Origin of the sequence: Pseudomonas sp. dw_612 (genome assembly GCF_018449725.1) — a bacterium.
In the GTDB taxonomy this organism is placed as follows: domain Bacteria; phylum Pseudomonadota; class Gammaproteobacteria; order Pseudomonadales; family Pseudomonadaceae; genus Aquipseudomonas.
Window position 1 is genome coordinate 159,207 of record NZ_JAAVVC010000010.1, and the last position, 16,884, is coordinate 176,090.

General features: G+C 60.4%; 13 protein-coding genes. 9 read left to right on the forward strand and 4 right to left on the reverse strand.

Going from position 1 to position 16,884, the window contains the following annotated elements:
• Positions 1-74: 74 nt before the first annotated feature.
• Genes HB680_RS17300 through HB680_RS17310 form a run of 3 tightly spaced genes read right to left on the reverse strand, consistent with a single transcriptional unit; the run spans position 75 to position 2,440 of the window.
• The gene (locus HB680_RS17300; protein ID WP_213939812.1) at positions 75-452 is read right to left on the reverse strand and encodes a DNA polymerase III subunit chi; all 378 of its coding nucleotides are present in this window, start codon (positions 450-452) and stop codon (positions 75-77) included.
• Between the two features lie 8 nt (positions 453-460).
• On the reverse strand, positions 461-889 hold the full coding sequence (locus HB680_RS17305; RefSeq protein WP_213939813.1) for a DNA polymerase III subunit chi: 429 nt from the start codon (positions 887-889) through the stop codon (positions 461-463).
• Between the two features lie 60 nt (positions 890-949).
• A complete protein-coding gene (locus tag HB680_RS17310; RefSeq protein ID WP_213939814.1) occupies positions 950-2,440 on the reverse strand; it encodes a leucyl aminopeptidase in 1,491 nt (496 codons plus the stop codon).
• Between the two features lie 308 nt (positions 2,441-2,748).
• Here HB680_RS17310 and lptF point away from each other — a divergent pair, with 308 nt between their 5' ends.
• From lptF to pdxJ, 8 genes are all read left to right on the forward strand, one after another.
• Positions 2,749-3,867, forward strand: a complete 1,119-nt coding sequence (gene lptF, locus HB680_RS17315) for an LPS export ABC transporter permease LptF (RefSeq protein WP_213939815.1) — start codon at positions 2,749-2,751, stop codon at positions 3,865-3,867.
• Complete coding sequence (lptG, locus tag HB680_RS17320) at positions 3,860-4,921, forward strand: LPS export ABC transporter permease LptG (protein WP_213939816.1); 1,062 nt, start codon at positions 3,860-3,862, stop codon at positions 4,919-4,921. Before lptF ends, lptG begins: the two co-directional genes overlap by 8 nt.
• A 171-nt stretch (positions 4,922-5,092) precedes the next feature.
• A complete protein-coding gene (gene lepA / locus HB680_RS17325) occupies positions 5,093-6,892 on the forward strand; it encodes a translation elongation factor 4 (RefSeq protein WP_213939817.1) in 1,800 nt (599 codons plus the stop codon).
• 5 nt (positions 6,893-6,897) lie between these two features.
• On the forward strand, positions 6,898-7,752 hold the full coding sequence (gene lepB / locus HB680_RS17330) for a signal peptidase I (protein ID WP_213939818.1): 855 nt from the start codon (positions 6,898-6,900) through the stop codon (positions 7,750-7,752).
• A gap of 184 nt (positions 7,753-7,936) precedes the next feature.
• The gene (gene rnc / locus HB680_RS17335) at positions 7,937-8,626 is read left to right on the forward strand and encodes a ribonuclease III (RefSeq protein WP_054054779.1); all 690 of its coding nucleotides are present in this window, start codon (positions 7,937-7,939) and stop codon (positions 8,624-8,626) included.
• The gene (era, locus tag HB680_RS17340; protein WP_054054777.1) at positions 8,619-9,521 is read left to right on the forward strand and encodes a GTPase Era; all 903 of its coding nucleotides are present in this window, start codon (positions 8,619-8,621) and stop codon (positions 9,519-9,521) included. Before rnc ends, era begins: the two co-directional genes overlap by 8 nt.
• A gap of 168 nt (positions 9,522-9,689) precedes the next feature.
• A complete protein-coding gene (gene recO / locus HB680_RS17345) occupies positions 9,690-10,373 on the forward strand; it encodes a DNA repair protein RecO (RefSeq protein WP_213939819.1) in 684 nt (227 codons plus the stop codon).
• Positions 10,374-10,420: 47 nt separating this feature from the next.
• Positions 10,421-11,167 (forward strand): pyridoxine 5'-phosphate synthase, encoded by a 747-nt coding sequence (gene pdxJ / locus HB680_RS17350; RefSeq protein ID WP_213939820.1) that lies wholly within the window; start codon positions 10,421-10,423, stop codon positions 11,165-11,167.
• 84 nt (positions 11,168-11,251) lie between these two features.
• Here the strand turns inward: pdxJ and mltF are convergent, their stop codons facing one another.
• Positions 11,252-12,712: a membrane-bound lytic murein transglycosylase MltF gene (mltF, locus tag HB680_RS17355; RefSeq protein ID WP_213939821.1), complete on the reverse strand. Its 1,461-nt coding sequence runs from the start codon at positions 12,710-12,712 to the stop codon at positions 11,252-11,254.
• Positions 12,713-12,986: 274 nt separating this feature from the next.
• Here mltF and purL point away from each other — a divergent pair, with 274 nt between their 5' ends.
• On the forward strand, positions 12,987-16,883 hold the full coding sequence (gene purL, locus HB680_RS17360; RefSeq protein ID WP_213939822.1) for a phosphoribosylformylglycinamidine synthase: 3,897 nt from the start codon (positions 12,987-12,989) through the stop codon (positions 16,881-16,883).
• Position 16,884 lies beyond the last annotated feature (1 nt).

The following is a 16,884-nucleotide window of genomic DNA, read 5'->3' on the forward strand; positions in this document are numbered from 1 at the left end:
CGAAGGCGGTGTGTCAGTCACCATTAAGTCGACTGATACACCGCCTTCGCGAGCAAGCCCGCTCCCACATGGGGTTATTCGTATTGGCTGAGAAGCCGCTCCATCCGCGCATCCAGCCGACGCTTGATCTCGGTTTCGATATGCGGGGCGAAGTCGTCGATCACGTCTTGCATGATCAATTGCGCGGCGGCGCGCAGTTCGCTGTCCAGATGCAGCAGGGCGTCAGGGCCTTTGCTGGTGGCGGGTTGCGCGGCGCGGGTGGGTGCCGGTCCGACGGCGGGCGGTGTGTCGCCGACGTTGTCGAACAGCATTGGAATTTGTTCCTGTTCGTCTTCATTGACCGTGTCGGTCAACAAGGGCGGCTGCAGGTTGTCATCACCGAGCAGTTGGCGGATCGACTCAAGGTCATCCAGCAGATGCGCGGACTTTTGTTGCGGTTTTGGAGTGTCCATCGGAATGCTCAGAGTCGCTGTAAACGGTGATCTTGCAGAGGATAGCCCTGTTCGCGGTAGAAACGGAAACTCTCCCGCGCCGCCGCACGAATCGTCGGGTCTTCCACCACCACTTCCGCCACCCGGACGAATTTGTTGGCGAAGGCCGGGACTTTCAGGTCGAGATTGACCAGCAAATCCTGATGCGGACCGCAGTCATCACCCAGACCCAGGACAATCAAGCTATCCGGTTCGCTTTCGGCGGGACCGTGAGGCACGAAGCTTTCACCCTTGAACGCCCACAGGCGCGCATCGAGGTCCTCACGCTGGGTGGCATCGCTGCAATGCAGGTAGATGCGGTGACCCATGCGCCAGGCTTTTTCGGTGAGCTTGCAGGCAAAGTCCAGCCGCGCTGACGGATCGGCGCTGGGCAGGATATAGAAGTCGACTTTGGTCATTGCGGTTCCTGAGCCAAGGGCGGCGTTGCTCGAAAGCAACGCCGCCCAAGGTCATCGGTTTCAGGCTTTGGCACGGTCCAGCAGGTATTGGGTCAGCAGTGGAACCGGACGGCCAGTGGCGCCCTTGTCCTTGCCGCCGCTGGTCCAAGCGGTGCCGGCGATGTCCAGGTGCGCCCAGTTCAGGTTCTTGGTGAAGCGCGACAGGAAGCAGGCAGCGGTGATGGTGCCGGCTTTCGGGCCACCGATGTTGGCGATGTCGGCGAACGGACTGTCCAGCTGTTCTTGATACTCATCGAACAGCGGCAATTGCCAGGCGCGATCGTCAGCCGACCGGCCGGCGCTCAGCAATTGGCCGATCAGTTCGTCGTTGTTGCCCAGCAGGCCGGAGGTGTGAGCGCCCAGTGCAACCACGCAAGCGCCGGTCAGGGTCGCGATGTCGATCACGGCCTGTGGCTTGAAGCGTTCGGAGTAGGTCAGCGCATCGCACAGCACCAAACGGCCTTCGGCGTCGGTGTTGAGGATTTCCACGGTCTGGCCACTCATGGTGGTGACGATGTCGCCAGGGCGCGAAGCATTGCCGCTCGGCATGTTCTCGGCGCACGCCAGGATGCACACCAGGTTGATCGGCAGTTTCAGTTCGAGCACGGCACGCAAGGTACCGAACACGCTGGCGGCGCCGCCCATGTCGTACTTCATCTCATCCATGCCCAAGCCAGGCTTGAGGCTGATGCCGCCGGTGTCGAAGGTGATGCCCTTGCCGACCAGTGCATACGGCTTCTCGGCTTTCTTGCCGCCATTGTATTGCATGACGATCAGGCGCGGCGGCTGGGCGCTGCCCTGGCCGACGGCGTAGAACGAGCCCATGCCCAGGTCCTTGATCTTCTTCTCATCGAGGACTTCGACTTTCAGCGTTTTGAATTCTTTGCCCAGGTTCTTGGCTTGTTCGCCCAGGAACGTCGGGTGGCAGATGTTCGGCGGCAGGTTGCCCAGGTTGCGGGTGAAGGCCATGCCGTTGGCGATGGCAGTGGCGTGGGCCACGGCGCGCTCGACTTCTGCTTGTGCAGCCTTAATGGTCACCAGGGTGACTTTCTTCAGGGCGCGGGGTTCGGCTTTCTGGCTCTTGAACTGGTCGAAGGTGTATTCGCCGTCCACCAGGGTTTCCGCCAGCAGGCGGGTCTTGCCGTAGCTGTCACGGCCTTTGACGACCACTTCGTCCAGTGCCAGCACGGCATCGCTGCCCCCCAGGCCCTTAAGGGTGTTGAGCACGCCGGCGATGATTTTACGGAATGGGCGGTCGCCCAGTTCTTCATCCTTGCCCACGCCGACCAACAACACGCGTTCGGCCTTGAGGTTCGGCAGATTGTGCAACAACAGGCTCTGGCCGACTTTGCCGGCGAGGTCGCCGCGCTTCAGTACGGCGCTGATGGCGCCGCCGCTCAGTTCGTCGAGCTGTTTGGCAACGGCGCCGAGCTTGCGGTTTTCGCCGACGGCGACCACCAGAGTGGCGGTTTTCAACGTTTCTGGGCTAACGCTTTTTACAACCAGTTCCATGTCCGGGTCCCTGAATTAATGGTCAACACGCAGCGTTCGGCAGTGTCTGCAAACGCCTGCTTATATAAATAGAAAAGACGCAGGTCACGGCCCGCGACAAAGGCCGCAGTTTGAACCTCGCCACCAGCGCCTGACAACCCTCGGTTGTACGATCTTCAGTGCTTTGGACACGTGCTTGAGCATGCGAAGTGACAGGCGCACCCAATCACAGGATAATGCGCCATCTTTTTCGGCGGCCCTGCCTTGCGGGCCGGCTGATACGTTTGTTTGTTTGGCCGCCTTAGCCTGACAACCCTGGAGTGTCTGGTTTGATCGTCTTCCGTTATCTATCCCGCGAAGTCCTGTTGACCTTGAGCGCCGTCAGCGCCGTGCTGCTGGTCATCATCATGAGCGGTCGCTTCATCAAGTACCTCGCGCAGGCGGCTTCAGGCCAACTGGATCCGAGTTCACTGTTCCTGATCATGGGCTTTCGTCTGCCAGGCTTCCTGCAACTGATCCTGCCACTGGGTCTGTTCCTCGGGATCCTGTTGTCCTACGGCCGGCTGTACCTGGAAAGCGAAATGACCGTGCTGTCGGCCACCGGCATGAGCCAGCAGCGTTTGTTTCGTATCACCCTGTTTCCGGCCACCCTGGTGGCGCTGGTGGTTGCGTGGCTGAGCCTGAGCCTGGCGCCGCAAGGCGCCAATCAGTTCCAGTTACTGCTGAACAAGCAGGATGCCCTGACCGAGTTCGATACCCTGGAGCCAGGTCGCTTCCAGGCGTTGCGCGACGGTACGCGGGTGACCTACACCGAAACCCTGACGGACGACCGTATCAACCTGGGTGGCGTGTTCATTTCGCAGAAGAATGTCTCGTCCGACCAGAAGGATCGCGGGATTTCCGTGCTGGTGGCCGAAAAGGGGCGTCAGGAAATCCGCCCTGACGGCAACCGTTACCTGATTCTCGACAACGGCTACCGCTACGACGGTAATCCGGGGCAGGCCGACTACCGGAAGATCAAGTACGACGAATACGGCGTTTTGCTGCCCAAGCCGGACGTCAGTGACGAAGTGACCGACCGTGATGCCATGACCACCGGTTCCTTGCTGGGCAGTGATGACATTCGCTCGCGCACCGAACTGCAATGGCGCCTGTCCCTGCCGCTGCTGGTCTTCATCGTGACCCTGATGGCGGTGCCGCTGTCGCGCGTCAACCCGCGCCAGGGCCGTTTCCTCAAGTTGTTGCCGGCGATTCTTCTTTATATGGCTTACCTGACCATCCTGATTGCCGCTCGCGGCGCCCTCGAGAAGGGCAAGATCCCGGCGGCGCTGGGCTTGTGGTGGGTGCACGGGATCTTCCTGGCCATTGGCCTGGGCTTACTCTACTGGGAGCCGATGCGCTTGAAGCTGGCGAGTCGCCGCGATGCACTGGAGGTGGCTCGTGGTTAAGCTCGATCGCTACATTGGTAGCAGCGTATTTGTCGCGATCCTGGCGGTGCTGGGGATCATTCTCGGTCTGGCAACGTTGTTCGCCTTCATCGATGAAATGGGCGACGCCAGCGACACCTATACCTTGCTGGATGTCCTGAGCTACGTGCTGCTCACCGCGCCACGACGTCTTTACGACATGTTGCCGATGGCTGCGCTGATCGGTTGCCTGATCGGCCTTGGCAGCTTGGCCAGTAACAGCGAACTGACCATCATGCGCGCCGCTGGCGTGTCGATCGGGCGGATTGTCTGGGCGGTCATGAAGCCGATGCTGGTCCTGATGGTTGTCGGAGTATTGATTGGTGAATACGTGGCGCCCGCCACCGAAGTCACCGCTCAGGCCAACCGTTCGCTGGCCCAGGGCAGTGGCGATGCGCAAAGCGCCAAGCACGGTCTGTGGCACCGCCAGGGTGACGAGTTCATTCACGTCAACTCCGTGCAACCTAACGGTTTGCTGTATGGCGTGACCCGTTATCACTTCGACAAAGAGCGGCACATGCTATCGGCGAGCTTCGCCAAGCGTGCGGAGTTCGACAAGGATCACTGGCAGCTCAGTGAGGTGACCACCACGCTGTTCCATGAAAAGAACACCGAAGTGGTCAACACGCCGGTCGAGCGCTGGGAAGTGGCCCTGAGCCCACAGTTGCTGAGCACCGTGGTGATGGCGCCCGAGTCGCTGTCGATCAGTGGCTTGTGGGGTTATATCCACTATCTGGCTGATCAGGGCCTGGCCAACGGCCGTTACTGGCTGGCTTTTTGGGTCAAGGTGTTGCAACCGCTGGTCACTGCCGCGCTAGTGCTGATGGCGATTTCCTTTATCTTCGGTCCGCTGCGCTCGGTGACTCTCGGTCAGCGCGTGTTTACCGGCGTACTGGTGGGCTTCACCTTCCGTATCGTCCAGGACCTGCTCGGGCCTTCGAGCCTGGTGTTCGGGTTCTCACCGCTGTTTGCGGTGTTGGTGCCGGCCAGTGTCTGCGCCTTGGCCGGGGTCTGGTTGCTGCGTCGGGCCGGTTGATTCCGGGGTTCTCCTGAGTTTGCCGTTCGCTGAAAACGCCCTTGTCGCAAGACCGGGGCGTTTTTGTATTCGCCGTCTGACCTGCGAACGTGACGCTTGCGCCGCGGATCAGGTACAATTCCCGGCTATTTTTCGGCGGGCTATGCCTGCAGCCTTTTTGAGTGTTGATCCGTGAGTGATTTGAGTCATATCCGCAATTTCTCCATCATCGCCCACATTGACCATGGCAAGTCGACGCTGGCCGATCGCTTCATCCAGATGTGCGGCGGCCTTGCCGAGCGCGAAATGGAAGCCCAGGTGCTGGACTCCATGGACCTGGAACGTGAACGCGGGATCACCATCAAGGCCCACAGCGTCACCCTTTATTACACAGCTCGCGATGGCATCAAGTACCAGCTGAACTTCATTGACACCCCCGGCCATGTTGACTTCACCTATGAAGTCAGCCGGTCGCTGGCGGCCTGTGAAGGTGCGTTGCTGGTGGTCGATGCCGGTCAGGGCGTCGAGGCGCAGTCGGTTGCCAACTGCTACACGGCGATCGAGCAGGGCCTGGAAGTCATGCCGGTCCTGAACAAGATCGACCTGCCACAGGCCGATCCGGACCGCGTCAAAGAAGAAATCGAAAAAATCATTGGCATCGACGCCACCGATGCGGTCGAGTGCAGTGCCAAGACCGGCCTGGGCGTCGACGAAGTGCTTGAGCGTCTGGTAGCCACCATTCCCGCGCCGACCGGCAACTACGAAGATCCGCTGCAAGCGTTGATCATCGACTCCTGGTTCGACAACTACCTGGGCGTTGTCTCCCTGGTACGTGTGCGCCACGGTCGTGTGCGCAAGGGCGACAAGATTCTGGTCAAGTCCACCGGCAAGATCCACCTGGTGGACAGCGTCGGTGTCTTCAACCCGAAACACACCGCCACCGTTGACCTGAAGGCCGGCGAAGTGGGCTTCATCATCGCCGGTATCAAGGACATTCACGGTGCACCGGTCGGTGACACCCTGACCTTGAGCTCCACCCCCGACGTGGACGTGCTGCCCGGCTTCAAACGCATTCAGCCGCAGGTCTACGCCGGTCTGTTCCCGGTCAGCTCCGACGACTTCGAAGATTTCCGTGAAGCCCTGCAAAAGCTCACGCTCAACGACTCGTCCCTGCAGTACACCCCGGAAAGCTCCGACGCCCTGGGCTTCGGCTTCCGTTGCGGGTTCCTCGGCATGCTGCACATGGAAATCATCCAGGAGCGCCTGGAGCGCGAGTACGACCTGGACCTGATCACCACGGCGCCGACGGTAATTTTCGAGCTGTTGCTGAAAACCGGTGAAACGATTTACGTCGACAACCCGTCGAAGCTTCCAGACCTGTCCTCGATCGAAGACATGCGTGAGCCGATCGTGCGGGCCAATATTCTTGTGCCGCAAGAGCACCTGGGCAACGTCATTACCCTGTGTATCGAAAAGCGTGGCGTTCAACACGACATGCTTTTCCTCGGTACCCAGGTCCAGGTGACCTACGATTTGCCGATGAACGAAGTGGTTCTGGACTTCTTTGATCGTCTGAAGTCCACCAGTCGCGGCTATGCTTCGCTGGATTACCATTTTGATCGTTATCAATCAGCTAATCTGGTGAAACTGGATGTGCTGATCAACGGTGACAAGGTCGACGCCCTGGCGTTGATCGTGCACAAGGATAACGCGCACTACAAAGGTCGCCAGTTGACCGAGAAGATGAAAGAACTGATTCCGCGCCAGATGTTCGACGTCGCGATCCAGGCCGCCATTGGCGGGCAGATCATTGCGCGGACCTCCGTCAAGGCACTCAGAAAGAACGTATTGGCCAAATGCTACGGCGGTGACGTTAGCCGTAAGAAAAAACTGCTGGAAAAGCAAAAGGCCGGTAAAAAACGCATGAAGCAAGTCGGTAACGTGGAAATTCCACAAGAAGCCTTCCTTGCAGTGCTCAGGTTGGATAGTTAGGTCCTATGTCACTAAATTTCCCGCTGTTGCTGGTCATCGCCGTGTTCGTCTGCGGCCTGTTGGCGTTGCTCGATCTGGTTTTCCTGGCGCCGCGTCGGCGTGCCGCCATAACCTCCTATCAGGGCAGCGTCAGCCAGCCTGATGTGGTGGTGGTCGAGAAACTGAACAAAGAGCCGCTGCTGGTCGAATACGGCAAGTCGTTCTTCCCGGTGTTGTTCATCGTGCTGGTGCTGCGTTCGTTCCTGGTGGAACCGTTCCAGATTCCTTCCGGCTCGATGAAGCCGACCCTGGATGTGGGCGACTTCATTCTGGTGAACAAGTTTTCTTACGGGATCCGCTTGCCGGTGATCGACAGGAAAGTCATCGAAGTCGGTGATCCGCAGCGTGGCGATGTGATGGTGTTCCGCTATCCAAGCGATCCGAACGTCAACTACATCAAGCGTGTAGTGGGCCTGCCGGGTGACCAGATTCGTTACACCGCCGACAAGCGTCTGTTCGTCAACGGCGAGTCGATCGCCGAACAACTGGTCGGCTCCGAGCCGGGCACGTTGGGCAGTGCAGAGCTCTACGAGGAAAAGCTTGGCGCAGCCGAGCACCTGATCCGCAAGGAAATGAGCCGCTACCGCGCGACGCCGGACCATACCTGGACCGTGCCAGCCGGGCACTACTTCATGATGGGCGACAACCGCGACAACTCCAACGACAGTCGTTACTGGGATGATCCGAGTATTCCCAAGGATCTGCTGGGCATGGTTCCCGACAAGAATATCGTCGGCAAGGCCTTCGCTGTCTGGATGAGCTGGCCGGAACCCAAACTCAGTCACCTGCCGAATTTCTCGCGGGTTGGCCTGATCAAGTAATCACACACGGCGCTGTTGAACACAGCGCCGAATGCATTTCTGGAGCCGGCACAATCGGCGGCAGACGCATGAAGCCAATGATATTCAGGACGTTATTTTTGAACACAGCGTTAAGTGTCCCAAGCCTGCGCCGCATCACGGCGATGGCGGTGGAATCCAACCACGAACTCAGCGTGGGTAAACCGTGAGCGTCTCCTTAAGTCGTCTAGAGCGTCAGCTCGGCTACACCTTCAAGGACCAGGAACTGATGGTCCTGGCCCTGACTCACCGCAGTTTTGCCGGGCGCAACAACGAACGCCTGGAATTCCTCGGTGATGCCATCCTCAACTTCGTCGCTGGCGAGGCGCTGTTCGATCGCTTCCCGCTGGCCCGCGAAGGCCAGTTGTCGCGTTTGCGCGCACGGCTGGTGAAAGGTGAGACCCTGGCCGTGCTGGCCCGTGGTTTCGATCTGGGCGATTACCTGCGCCTGGGTTCCGGTGAATTGAAGAGTGGCGGTTTCCGTCGCGAGTCGATTCTGGCCGATGCCCTGGAAGCGCTGATTGGTGCGATCTACCTGGATGCCGGCATGGACATGGCGCGCGAGCGTGTGCTGGCCTGGCTGACCGGGGAGTTCGAGGGTCTGACCCTGGTCGATACCAACAAAGATCCGAAAACCCGCCTGCAGGAATTCCTGCAATCCCGGGGCTGTGAGCTGCCACGTTACGAAGTGGTGGATATCCAGGGTGAGCCGCATTGCCGAGTCTTCTTCGTCGAATGCGAAATCACCTTACTGAATGAAAAAAGCCGAGGTCAGGGTGTGAGTCGTCGTATTGCCGAACAGGTAGCGGCCGCCGCAGCACTGATTGCCCTGGGTGTGGAGAATGGCAATGACTGATACAACCGCAACACGCTGTGGCTATGTTGCCATCGTCGGCCGTCCCAACGTGGGCAAGTCCACGCTGCTGAACCACATTCTGGGCCAGAAACTGGCGATCACCTCGCGCAAGCCGCAAACCACCCGTCACAACATGCTGGGCATCAAGACCGAAGGCGCCATCCAGGCCGTCTACGTTGACACCCCGGGCATGCACAAAGGTGGCGAGAAGGCCCTGAACCGCTACATGAACAAGACTGCTTCGGCGGCGTTGAAAGACGTCGACGTGGTGATCTTCGTGGTTGACCGCACCAAGTGGACCGACGAAGACCAGATGGTTCTCGAACGCGTTCAGTACGTGACCGGCCCGTTGATCGTGGCGCTGAACAAGACCGACCGCATCGAAGACAAAGCCGAGCTGATGCCGCACCTGAGCTGGTTGCAGGAACAGCTGCCGAACGCGCAGATCATGCCGATCTCGGCCCAGCACGGGCACAACCTCGAAGCGCTGGAACGTGTGATCGCCGGTTACCTGCCGGAAAACGAGCACTTCTTCCCGGAAGACCAGATCACCGACCGCAGCAGCCGCTTCCTCGCCGCTGAACTGGTGCGCGAAAAAATCATGCGCCAGATGGGCGCTGAGCTGCCGTACCAGATCACCGTTGAAATCGAAGAGTTCAAGCAGCAGGGCAAAACCCTGCACATCCATGCCTTGATCCTCGTTGAACGTGACGGCCAGAAGAAGATCATCATTGGCGACAAGGGCGAGCGCATCAAACGCATCGGTACCGAAGCGCGCAAGGACATGGAGCTGCTGTTCGACTCCAAGATCATGCTCAACCTCTGGGTGAAAGTGAAAGGCGGCTGGTCCGACGACGAACGCGCCTTGCGTTCGCTGGGTTATGGCGACTTGTAACACTCGGTCCCCGATACACCGTAGTACCCCTGTGGGAGCGGGCTTGCTCGCGAAGACGATGTAACATTCAGCCTTGATGTTGACTGTTACACCGCTTTCGCGAGCAAGCCCGCTCCCACATTGGTTTTGGGTTGTTTGTAAAACTGCGTTCCGCCATTGAGAACCCCCATGTCCCAGCCCCTCGGCCAACTCGCCTACGTGCTCCACTCCCGCGCCTACCGCGAAAGCAGCGCGCTGGTGGATTTCCTCACGCCGCAAGGTCGGATGCGGGCGGTGTTGCGCAGTGCGCGGGGCAAGGCCGGGACGCTGGCGCGACCGTTCGTGCCGCTGGAAGTCGAGTTCCGTGGGCGGGGCGAGCTGAAGAATGTCGGGCGCATGGAAAGCTCGGGTACTTCTACGTGGCTTGTCGGCGAGGCGCTGTTCAGCGGTCTCTACCTCAATGAGCTATTGATTCGCCTGCTGCCGGCCGAAGACCCGCACCCCGGTGTCTTCGATCACTACGCCGCGACCCTGCTCGCGCTGGCAGAAGGCCGTCCGTTGGAGCCGTTACTGCGCTCCTTCGAGTGGCGGCTGCTGGATGACCTCGGCTACGGCTTCGCGCTGAACACCGACATCCACGGCGAGCCCATCGCGCCGGATGGCCTCTATCGTTTGCAAGTCGATGCCGGACTGGAGCGGGTTTACCTGCTGCAACCCGGTCTGTTCAACGGCACCGAACTGCTGGCCATGGCTGAAGCCGACTGGACCGCCCCCGGCGCGCTATCGGCAGCCAAGCGTTTGATGCGCCAGGCGCTGGCCGTTCATCTGGGCGGTCGTCCTTTAGTCAGTCGCGAGTTGTTCCGAAAGCCGTAGTCTCCCCGTATGCTGTGCGCCGAATCTTTAAATTCAGGAGCGCTTCCGTGACCACCAGCAATCGCATTCTTCTTGGCGTGAACATCGACCACGTTGCCACCCTGCGTCAGGCCCGGGGCACGCGTTACCCGGATCCGGTCAAGGCTGCACTGGACGCGGAAGAGGCGGGCGCTGACGGCATCACCGTGCACCTGCGCGAAGACCGTCGGCACATCCAGGAGCGAGATGTGCTGCTGCTCAAGGATGTGCTGCAAACCCGCATGAACTTCGAAATGGGCGTCACCGAAGAAATGATGGCCTTCGCAGAGCGCATCCGCCCGGCGCACATTTGCCTGGTGCCGGAAACCCGTCAGGAATTGACCACCGAGGGTGGCCTGGACGTGGCGGGGCAGGAAGCGCGGATCAAGGCTGCGGTGGATCGCCTGTCGAAGATCGGTTGTGAAGTGTCGTTGTTCATCGACGCTGACGAGCGGCAGATCGCGGCGTCCAAGCGTGTAGGCGCGCCCGCCATTGAGCTGCACACTGGCCGTTACGCCGATGCCGAGACGCCGACCGAAGTGGCTGAAGAACTGAAGCGCGTGGCGGATGGCGTGGCGTTCGGCTTGACCCAGGGCTTGATCGTCAATGCCGGCCACGGTCTGCATTATCACAACGTCGAAGCGGTGGCGGCGATCAAGGGCATCAACGAACTGAACATCGGCCACGCGCTGGTGGCCCATGCGTTGTTTGTCGGGTTCAAGTCGGCTGTTTCGGAAATGAAGGCGCTGATTCTGGCGGCCGCTTTGAAAGGCTAAGATCAAACGATCGCAGCCTTCGGCAGCGCCTACAGGGTGTTCGCATACCTGTGTAGGAGCTGCCGAAGGCTGCGATCTTTTGCTTTAAAGCGGCGGCGTTTCCTGATTCGGCTTGGTCTTGTCGATCCCTGGCACGTGCAGGTTGCCTTCGGCCACTTGATCGCCTTCAAGCTGCGGCTGCGTCACCCAGGTCAGGATGTCGTAGTAGCGACGGATGTTCGCCACGAAGTGCACCGGCTCGCCGCCACGGGCGTAGCCATAGCGGGTTTTGCTGAACCACTTCTTCTCTGAAAGCCGCGGCAGGATCTTCTTCACATCCAGCCATTTGTCCGGGTTCAGCCCTTCCTTGGCCGCCAGTTTGCGCGCGTCATCCAGGTGGCCGCTGCCGACGTTGTAGGCCGCCAGGGCAAACCAGGTGCGATCCGGTTCCTGGATCGACTCGTCCAATTGATCCTTCATGTAGGCCAGGTACTTGGCGCCGCCCATGATGCTCTGCTTCGGATCGAGACGATTGGACACGCCCATGGCTTGCGCCGTGTTCTGGGTCAGCATCATCAGACCGCGCACGCCGGTCTTGGACGTGACCGCCGGTTGCCACAGCGATTCCTGATAGCCGATCGCCGCCAGCAGGCGCCAGTCGACTTTCTCTTTCTTGGCGTAGTTCTTGAAATGCTGTTCGTATTTGGGCAGGCGTTGCTGCAAGTGCTGGGCGAAGGTGGTGGCGCCCATGTAGCCGAGGACATCGACGTGGCCGTAATAACGGTCTTTCAGGCGTTGCAGGGTGCCGTTCTTCTGCACCTTGTCGAGGTAGGCGTTGACCTCGTTAAGCAGGCTGTTGTCTTCACCGGCGGCCACGGCCCAGCTCTGATTGCTGGCGTCGCCTAGATCGAATGCGACCTGAATGTTGGGGAAGTAGACCTGGTTCATCGCCACTTCGTTGGAATCGACCAGGGTCAGATCGATCTGGCCTTCATCCACCATCCGCAGCAGGTCGACGACTTCAACCGCGTCAGATTCTTCGTACTCAATGCCGGGATATTTCTTCTTCAGCTCTGCCAGTTGCTCGGCATGGGTGCTGCCCTTGAGCACCATGATCTTCTTGCCGACCAGGTCGCCAGCATCGGTGGGCCGCGACTGGCCGTTGCGGTAGATGATCTGTGGAGTGACTTCCAGGTAGGAGTGGGAAAACCGCACCTGCTTCTTGCGCTGTTCGCTGCTGACCAGACCGGCCGCCGCCAGCACCGGGCCTTTGGGCTTGCCCACCTGATTGAACAGGTCGTCGAGGTTGTCAGCGGTTTCGATTTCGAGCTTGACCCCCAGATCTTCGGCAAAGCGCTTCACCAGCTCGTATTCGAAGCCGGTCTCGCCGTTACGATCCTGAAAGTAGGTGGCGGGGCTGTTCCGGGTGATCACCCGCAGCACGCCATCCTCCTTTACGCGCTCCAGGGTGTTGGGTTTATCAACACAGCCACTGAGCATCAGGAAGAGTCCGGTTGCGATCAGCCATTTGGCGTACCGCGGACGCAAAGCCGTTGGGGAAAACATCTGCGCAGTATACGCAAAGGACCGCAAGCGCCATATCTCGACAGCGAAGGGCTTGTCTGCTAGGCAACTGAAAACTGCTCGGGAGCCCGCAGGAATGGGCTCAAACCACATTTTGTGACAGAAAAAATAACCCGTGAAACGCATCGGTTCGCGCGCCGAAAACCCAGCCCGACGTCCGGGTGACGCCGCCCGTACCGTTTCGGGTGATGTCGCGGGCGGTTTAGGCTAGAATGCACGGCCTCAAAGCACACCCCTTCCCGAGGCTGTCCCGAAGATGTTGATCCTGCGCGGCGCTCCTGCCCTTTCTGCCTTTCGCCACAGCAAACTCCTTGAGCAACTGAGCCAGAAAGTTTCGGCTGTCAGCGGCTTGTATGCTGAATTCGCTCACTTCGCCGAAGTCACCGGCGTCCTGACCGGCGACGAACAGCAGGTGCTTGCGCGCCTTCTGAAGTACGGCCCAAGTGTCCCGGTGCAAGAACCGACCGGTCGCCTGTTCCTGGTGTTGCCGCGTTTCGGCACCATTTCGCCATGGTCCAGTAAAGCCAGCGACATCGCTCGCAACTGCGGCCTGAGCAAGATCCAGCGCCTGGAACGCGGCATCGCGTTCTACGTGGCGGGCCAGTTCAGCGACGCTGACGCGCAGCTGATTGCCGATGTGCTGCACGACCGCATGACCCAGATCGTATTGGGCAACCTTGAACAAGCCGCCGGCCTGTTCAGCCACGCCGAGCCCAAGCCCCTGACCGCGATCGACGTGTTGGGTGGCGGCCGCGCCGCGCTGGAAAAAGCCAACACCGAGCTGGGCCTGGCCCTGGCCGAAGACGAGATCGATTATCTGGTCAACGCCTTCATCGGCTTGAAGCGCAACCCGCACGATATCGAATTGATGATGTTCGCCCAGGCGAACTCCGAGCACTGCCGTCACAAGATCTTCAACGCCAGTTGGGACATCGACGGCCAGAGCCAGGAAAAAAGCCTGTTCGGCATGATCAAGAACACCTACGTGATGCACAGCGAAGGCGTTCTGTCGGCTTATAAGGACAACGCTTCGGTGATCGTCGGCAACGTCGCCGGCCGTTTCTTCCCGGACCCTGAGACCCGCCAGTACGGCGCGGTGCAGGAACCGGTGCACATCCTGATGAAAGTCGAAACCCACAACCACCCGACCGCGATTGCCCCGTTCCCGGGCGCATCCACCGGTTCCGGTGGCGAGATTCGTGACGAAGGCGCAACCGGGCGTGGCGCCAAGCCAAAGGCTGGTTTGACCGGTTTCACCGTGTCCAACCTGCAAATCCCGGGCTTCGAACAGCCGTGGGAAGTGCCGTACGGCAAGCCTGAGCGCATCGTCACCGCGCTGGACATCATGATCGAAGGTCCACTGGGTGGCGCCGCGTTCAACAACGAATTCGGCCGTCCAGCCCTGACCGGTTATTTCCGGACCTTCGAACAGTCGATCACCACCCCGCGTGGCGACGAAGTTCGCGGTTACCACAAGCCGATCATGCTGGCCGGCGGCATGGGTAACATCCGTGCCGAACACGTACAGAAAGCCGAAATCACCGTTGGCTCCAAGCTGATCGTGCTCGGCGGCCCGGCGATGCTGATCGGCCTGGGCGGCGGCGCTGCTTCCTCCATGGCCACCGGCACCAGCTCGGCGGACCTGGACTTTGCTTCGGTACAGCGCGAAAACCCTGAAATGGAGCGCCGCTGCCAGGAAGTCATCGACCGTTGCTGGCAACTGGGTGACAAGAACCCGATCAGCTTCATCCACGATGTGGGTGCGGGCGGTCTGTCCAACGCCTTCCCGGAGCTGGTCAACGACGGCAACCGTGGTGGCCGCTTCGAACTGCGCAACATTCCAAACGACGAGCCGGGCATGGCCCCGCACGAAATCTGGAGTAACGAATCCCAGGAACGCTACGTTCTGGCGGTCGGCCCGGCGGACTTCGAACGCTTCCAGGCAATCTGCGAACGCGAGCGTTGCCCGTTTGCCGTGGTCGGCGAAGCCACTGCCGAGCCGCAACTGACGGTCACCGACAGCCACTTCGGCAACAGCCCGGTGGACATGCCCCTCGAAGTGCTGCTGGGCAAAGCCCCGCGCATGCACCGTTCGGCCGTGCGTGAAAACGAACTGGGCGACGACTTCGATCCGTCGACGCTGGAAATTGCCGACTGCGTTGAACGCGTTCTGCATCACCCGGCTGTCGCGAGCAAGAGCTTCCTGATCACCATCGGCGACCGCACCATCACCGGCCTCGTAGCCCGTGACCAAATGGTCGGCCCTTGGCAGGTGCCGGTGGCCGACGTTGCCGTCACCGCCACCAGCTTCGACGTCTACACCGGTGAAGCCATGGCCATGGGCGAGCGTACTCCGCTGGCGCTGCTGGACGCTCCGGCGTCGGGCCGCATGGCCATCGGCGAAACCCTGACCAACATCGCCGCGTCGCGCATCAACAAGATCTCCGACATCAAGTTGTCGGCGAACTGGATGTCCGCCGCCGGTCACCCGGGTGAAGATGCGCGTCTGTACGACACCGTGAAAGCCGTCGGCATGGAGCTCTGCCCGGACCTGGGCATTACCATTCCGGTGGGCAAGGACTCCATGTCCATGGCCACGCGCTGGAACGACGAAGGCGTCGACAAGACCGTGACGTCGCCGATGTCGCTGATCGTGACCGGTTTCGCGCCGGTGGCTGACATCCGTCAGACCCTGACGCCGGAACTGCGCATGGACAAAGGCACCACCGACCTGATTCTGATCGATCTGGGCCGTGGCCAGAACCGCATGGGCGCCTCGATCCTGGCCCAGGTTCACGGCAAGCTCGGCTCGCAAGCGCCGGACGTCGATGATGCCGAAGACCTGAAAGCCTTCTTCGCGGTGATCCAGGGCCTCAACGCCGACGGTCACTTGCTGGCTTACCACGACCGTTCCGACGGTGGTCTGCTGACCAGCGTCGTGGAAATGGCCTTCGCCGGTCACTGCGGCCTGAGCCTGAACCTCGACGGTCTGGCGGAAACCTCCGCCGACATCGCCGCGATTCTGTTCAACGAAGAACTCGGCGCTGTGATCCAGGTTCGCCAGGACGCTACCCCGGACATCCTCGCGCAGTTCAGCGCGGCCGGTCTGGGCGATTGCGTGTCGGTGATCGGTCAGCCGATGAACAACGGTCAGGTCAACATCACCTTCAACGGCGAAACCGTGTTCGAAGGCCAGCGTCGTCTGCTGCAACGTACCTGGGCTGAAACCAGCTACCAGATCCAGCGTCTGCGCGATAACGCCGACTGCGCCGAACAAGAATTCGACGTGCTGCTGGAAGAAGACAACCCGGGCCTGAGCGTCAAGCTGAGCTACGACGTCAACCAGGACGTCGCCGCGCCGTACATCAAGAAGAACATCCGCCCACAGGTTGCCGTACTGCGTGAGCAGGGCGTCAACGGTCAGGTGGAAATGGCGGCTGCCTTCGACCGCGCCGGTTTCAACGCGATCGACGTGCACATGAGCGACATTCTGGCCGGCCGTGTCGACCTGAACGACTTCAAGGGCATGGTGGCTTGCGGCGGTTTCTCCTACGGTGACGTGCTGGGTGCCGGCGAAGGCTGGGCCAAGTCCGCGCTGTTCAACAGCCGCGCTCGCGATGCGTTCCAGGGTTTCTTCGAACGTAACGACAGCTTCACCCTCGGCGTGTGCAACGGTTGCCAGATGATGTCCAATCTGCACGAGCTGATCCCGGGCAGCGAGTTCTGGCCGCACTTCGTGCGCAACCGGTCTGAGCAGTTCGAAGCCCGCGTTGCGATGGTCCAGGTCCAGGAATCGAACTCGATCTTCCTGCAAGGCATGGCCGGTTCGCGCATGCCGATCGCCATCGCTCACGGCGAAGGTCATGCCGAGTTCGAAAGCGAAGAAGCCCTGCTGGAAGCCGATCTGTCCGGTTGCGTGGCGATGCGTTTCGTCGACAACCACGGCAAGGTCACCGAAAACTACCCGGCCAACCCGAACGGCTCGCCGCGCGGAATCACCGGTTTGACCAGCCGCGACGGTCGCGTAACGATCATGATGCCGCACCCGGAACGCGTATTCCGCGCCGTGCAGAACTCGTGGCGTTCGGAAGACTGGAACGAAGATGCACCTTGGATGCGTATGTTCCGTAATGCCCGCGTCTGGGTTAACTAAG

Excerpts from the sequence above, each read along its gene's own strand:
- HB680_RS17300 (WP_213939812.1), bottom strand. The coding sequence starts at position 452 with ATGGACACTCCAAAACCGCAACAAAAGTCCGCGCATCTGCTGGATGAC.
- HB680_RS17305 (WP_213939813.1), bottom strand. The coding sequence starts at position 889 with ATGACCAAAGTCGACTTCTATATCCTGCCCAGCGCCGATCCGTCAGCG.
- HB680_RS17310 (WP_213939814.1), bottom strand. The coding sequence starts at position 2,440 with ATGGAACTGGTTGTAAAAAGCGTTAGCCCAGAAACGTTGAAAACCGCC.
- lepB (WP_213939818.1), top strand. The coding sequence starts at position 6,898 with ATGTCACTAAATTTCCCGCTGTTGCTGGTCATCGCCGTGTTCGTCTGC.
- era (WP_054054777.1), top strand. The coding sequence starts at position 8,619 with ATGACTGATACAACCGCAACACGCTGTGGCTATGTTGCCATCGTCGGC.
- recO (WP_213939819.1), top strand. The coding sequence starts at position 9,690 with ATGTCCCAGCCCCTCGGCCAACTCGCCTACGTGCTCCACTCCCGCGCC.
- mltF (WP_213939821.1), bottom strand. The coding sequence starts at position 12,712 with ATGTTTTCCCCAACGGCTTTGCGTCCGCGGTACGCCAAATGGCTGATC.
- purL (WP_213939822.1), top strand. The coding sequence starts at position 12,987 with ATGTTGATCCTGCGCGGCGCTCCTGCCCTTTCTGCCTTTCGCCACAGC.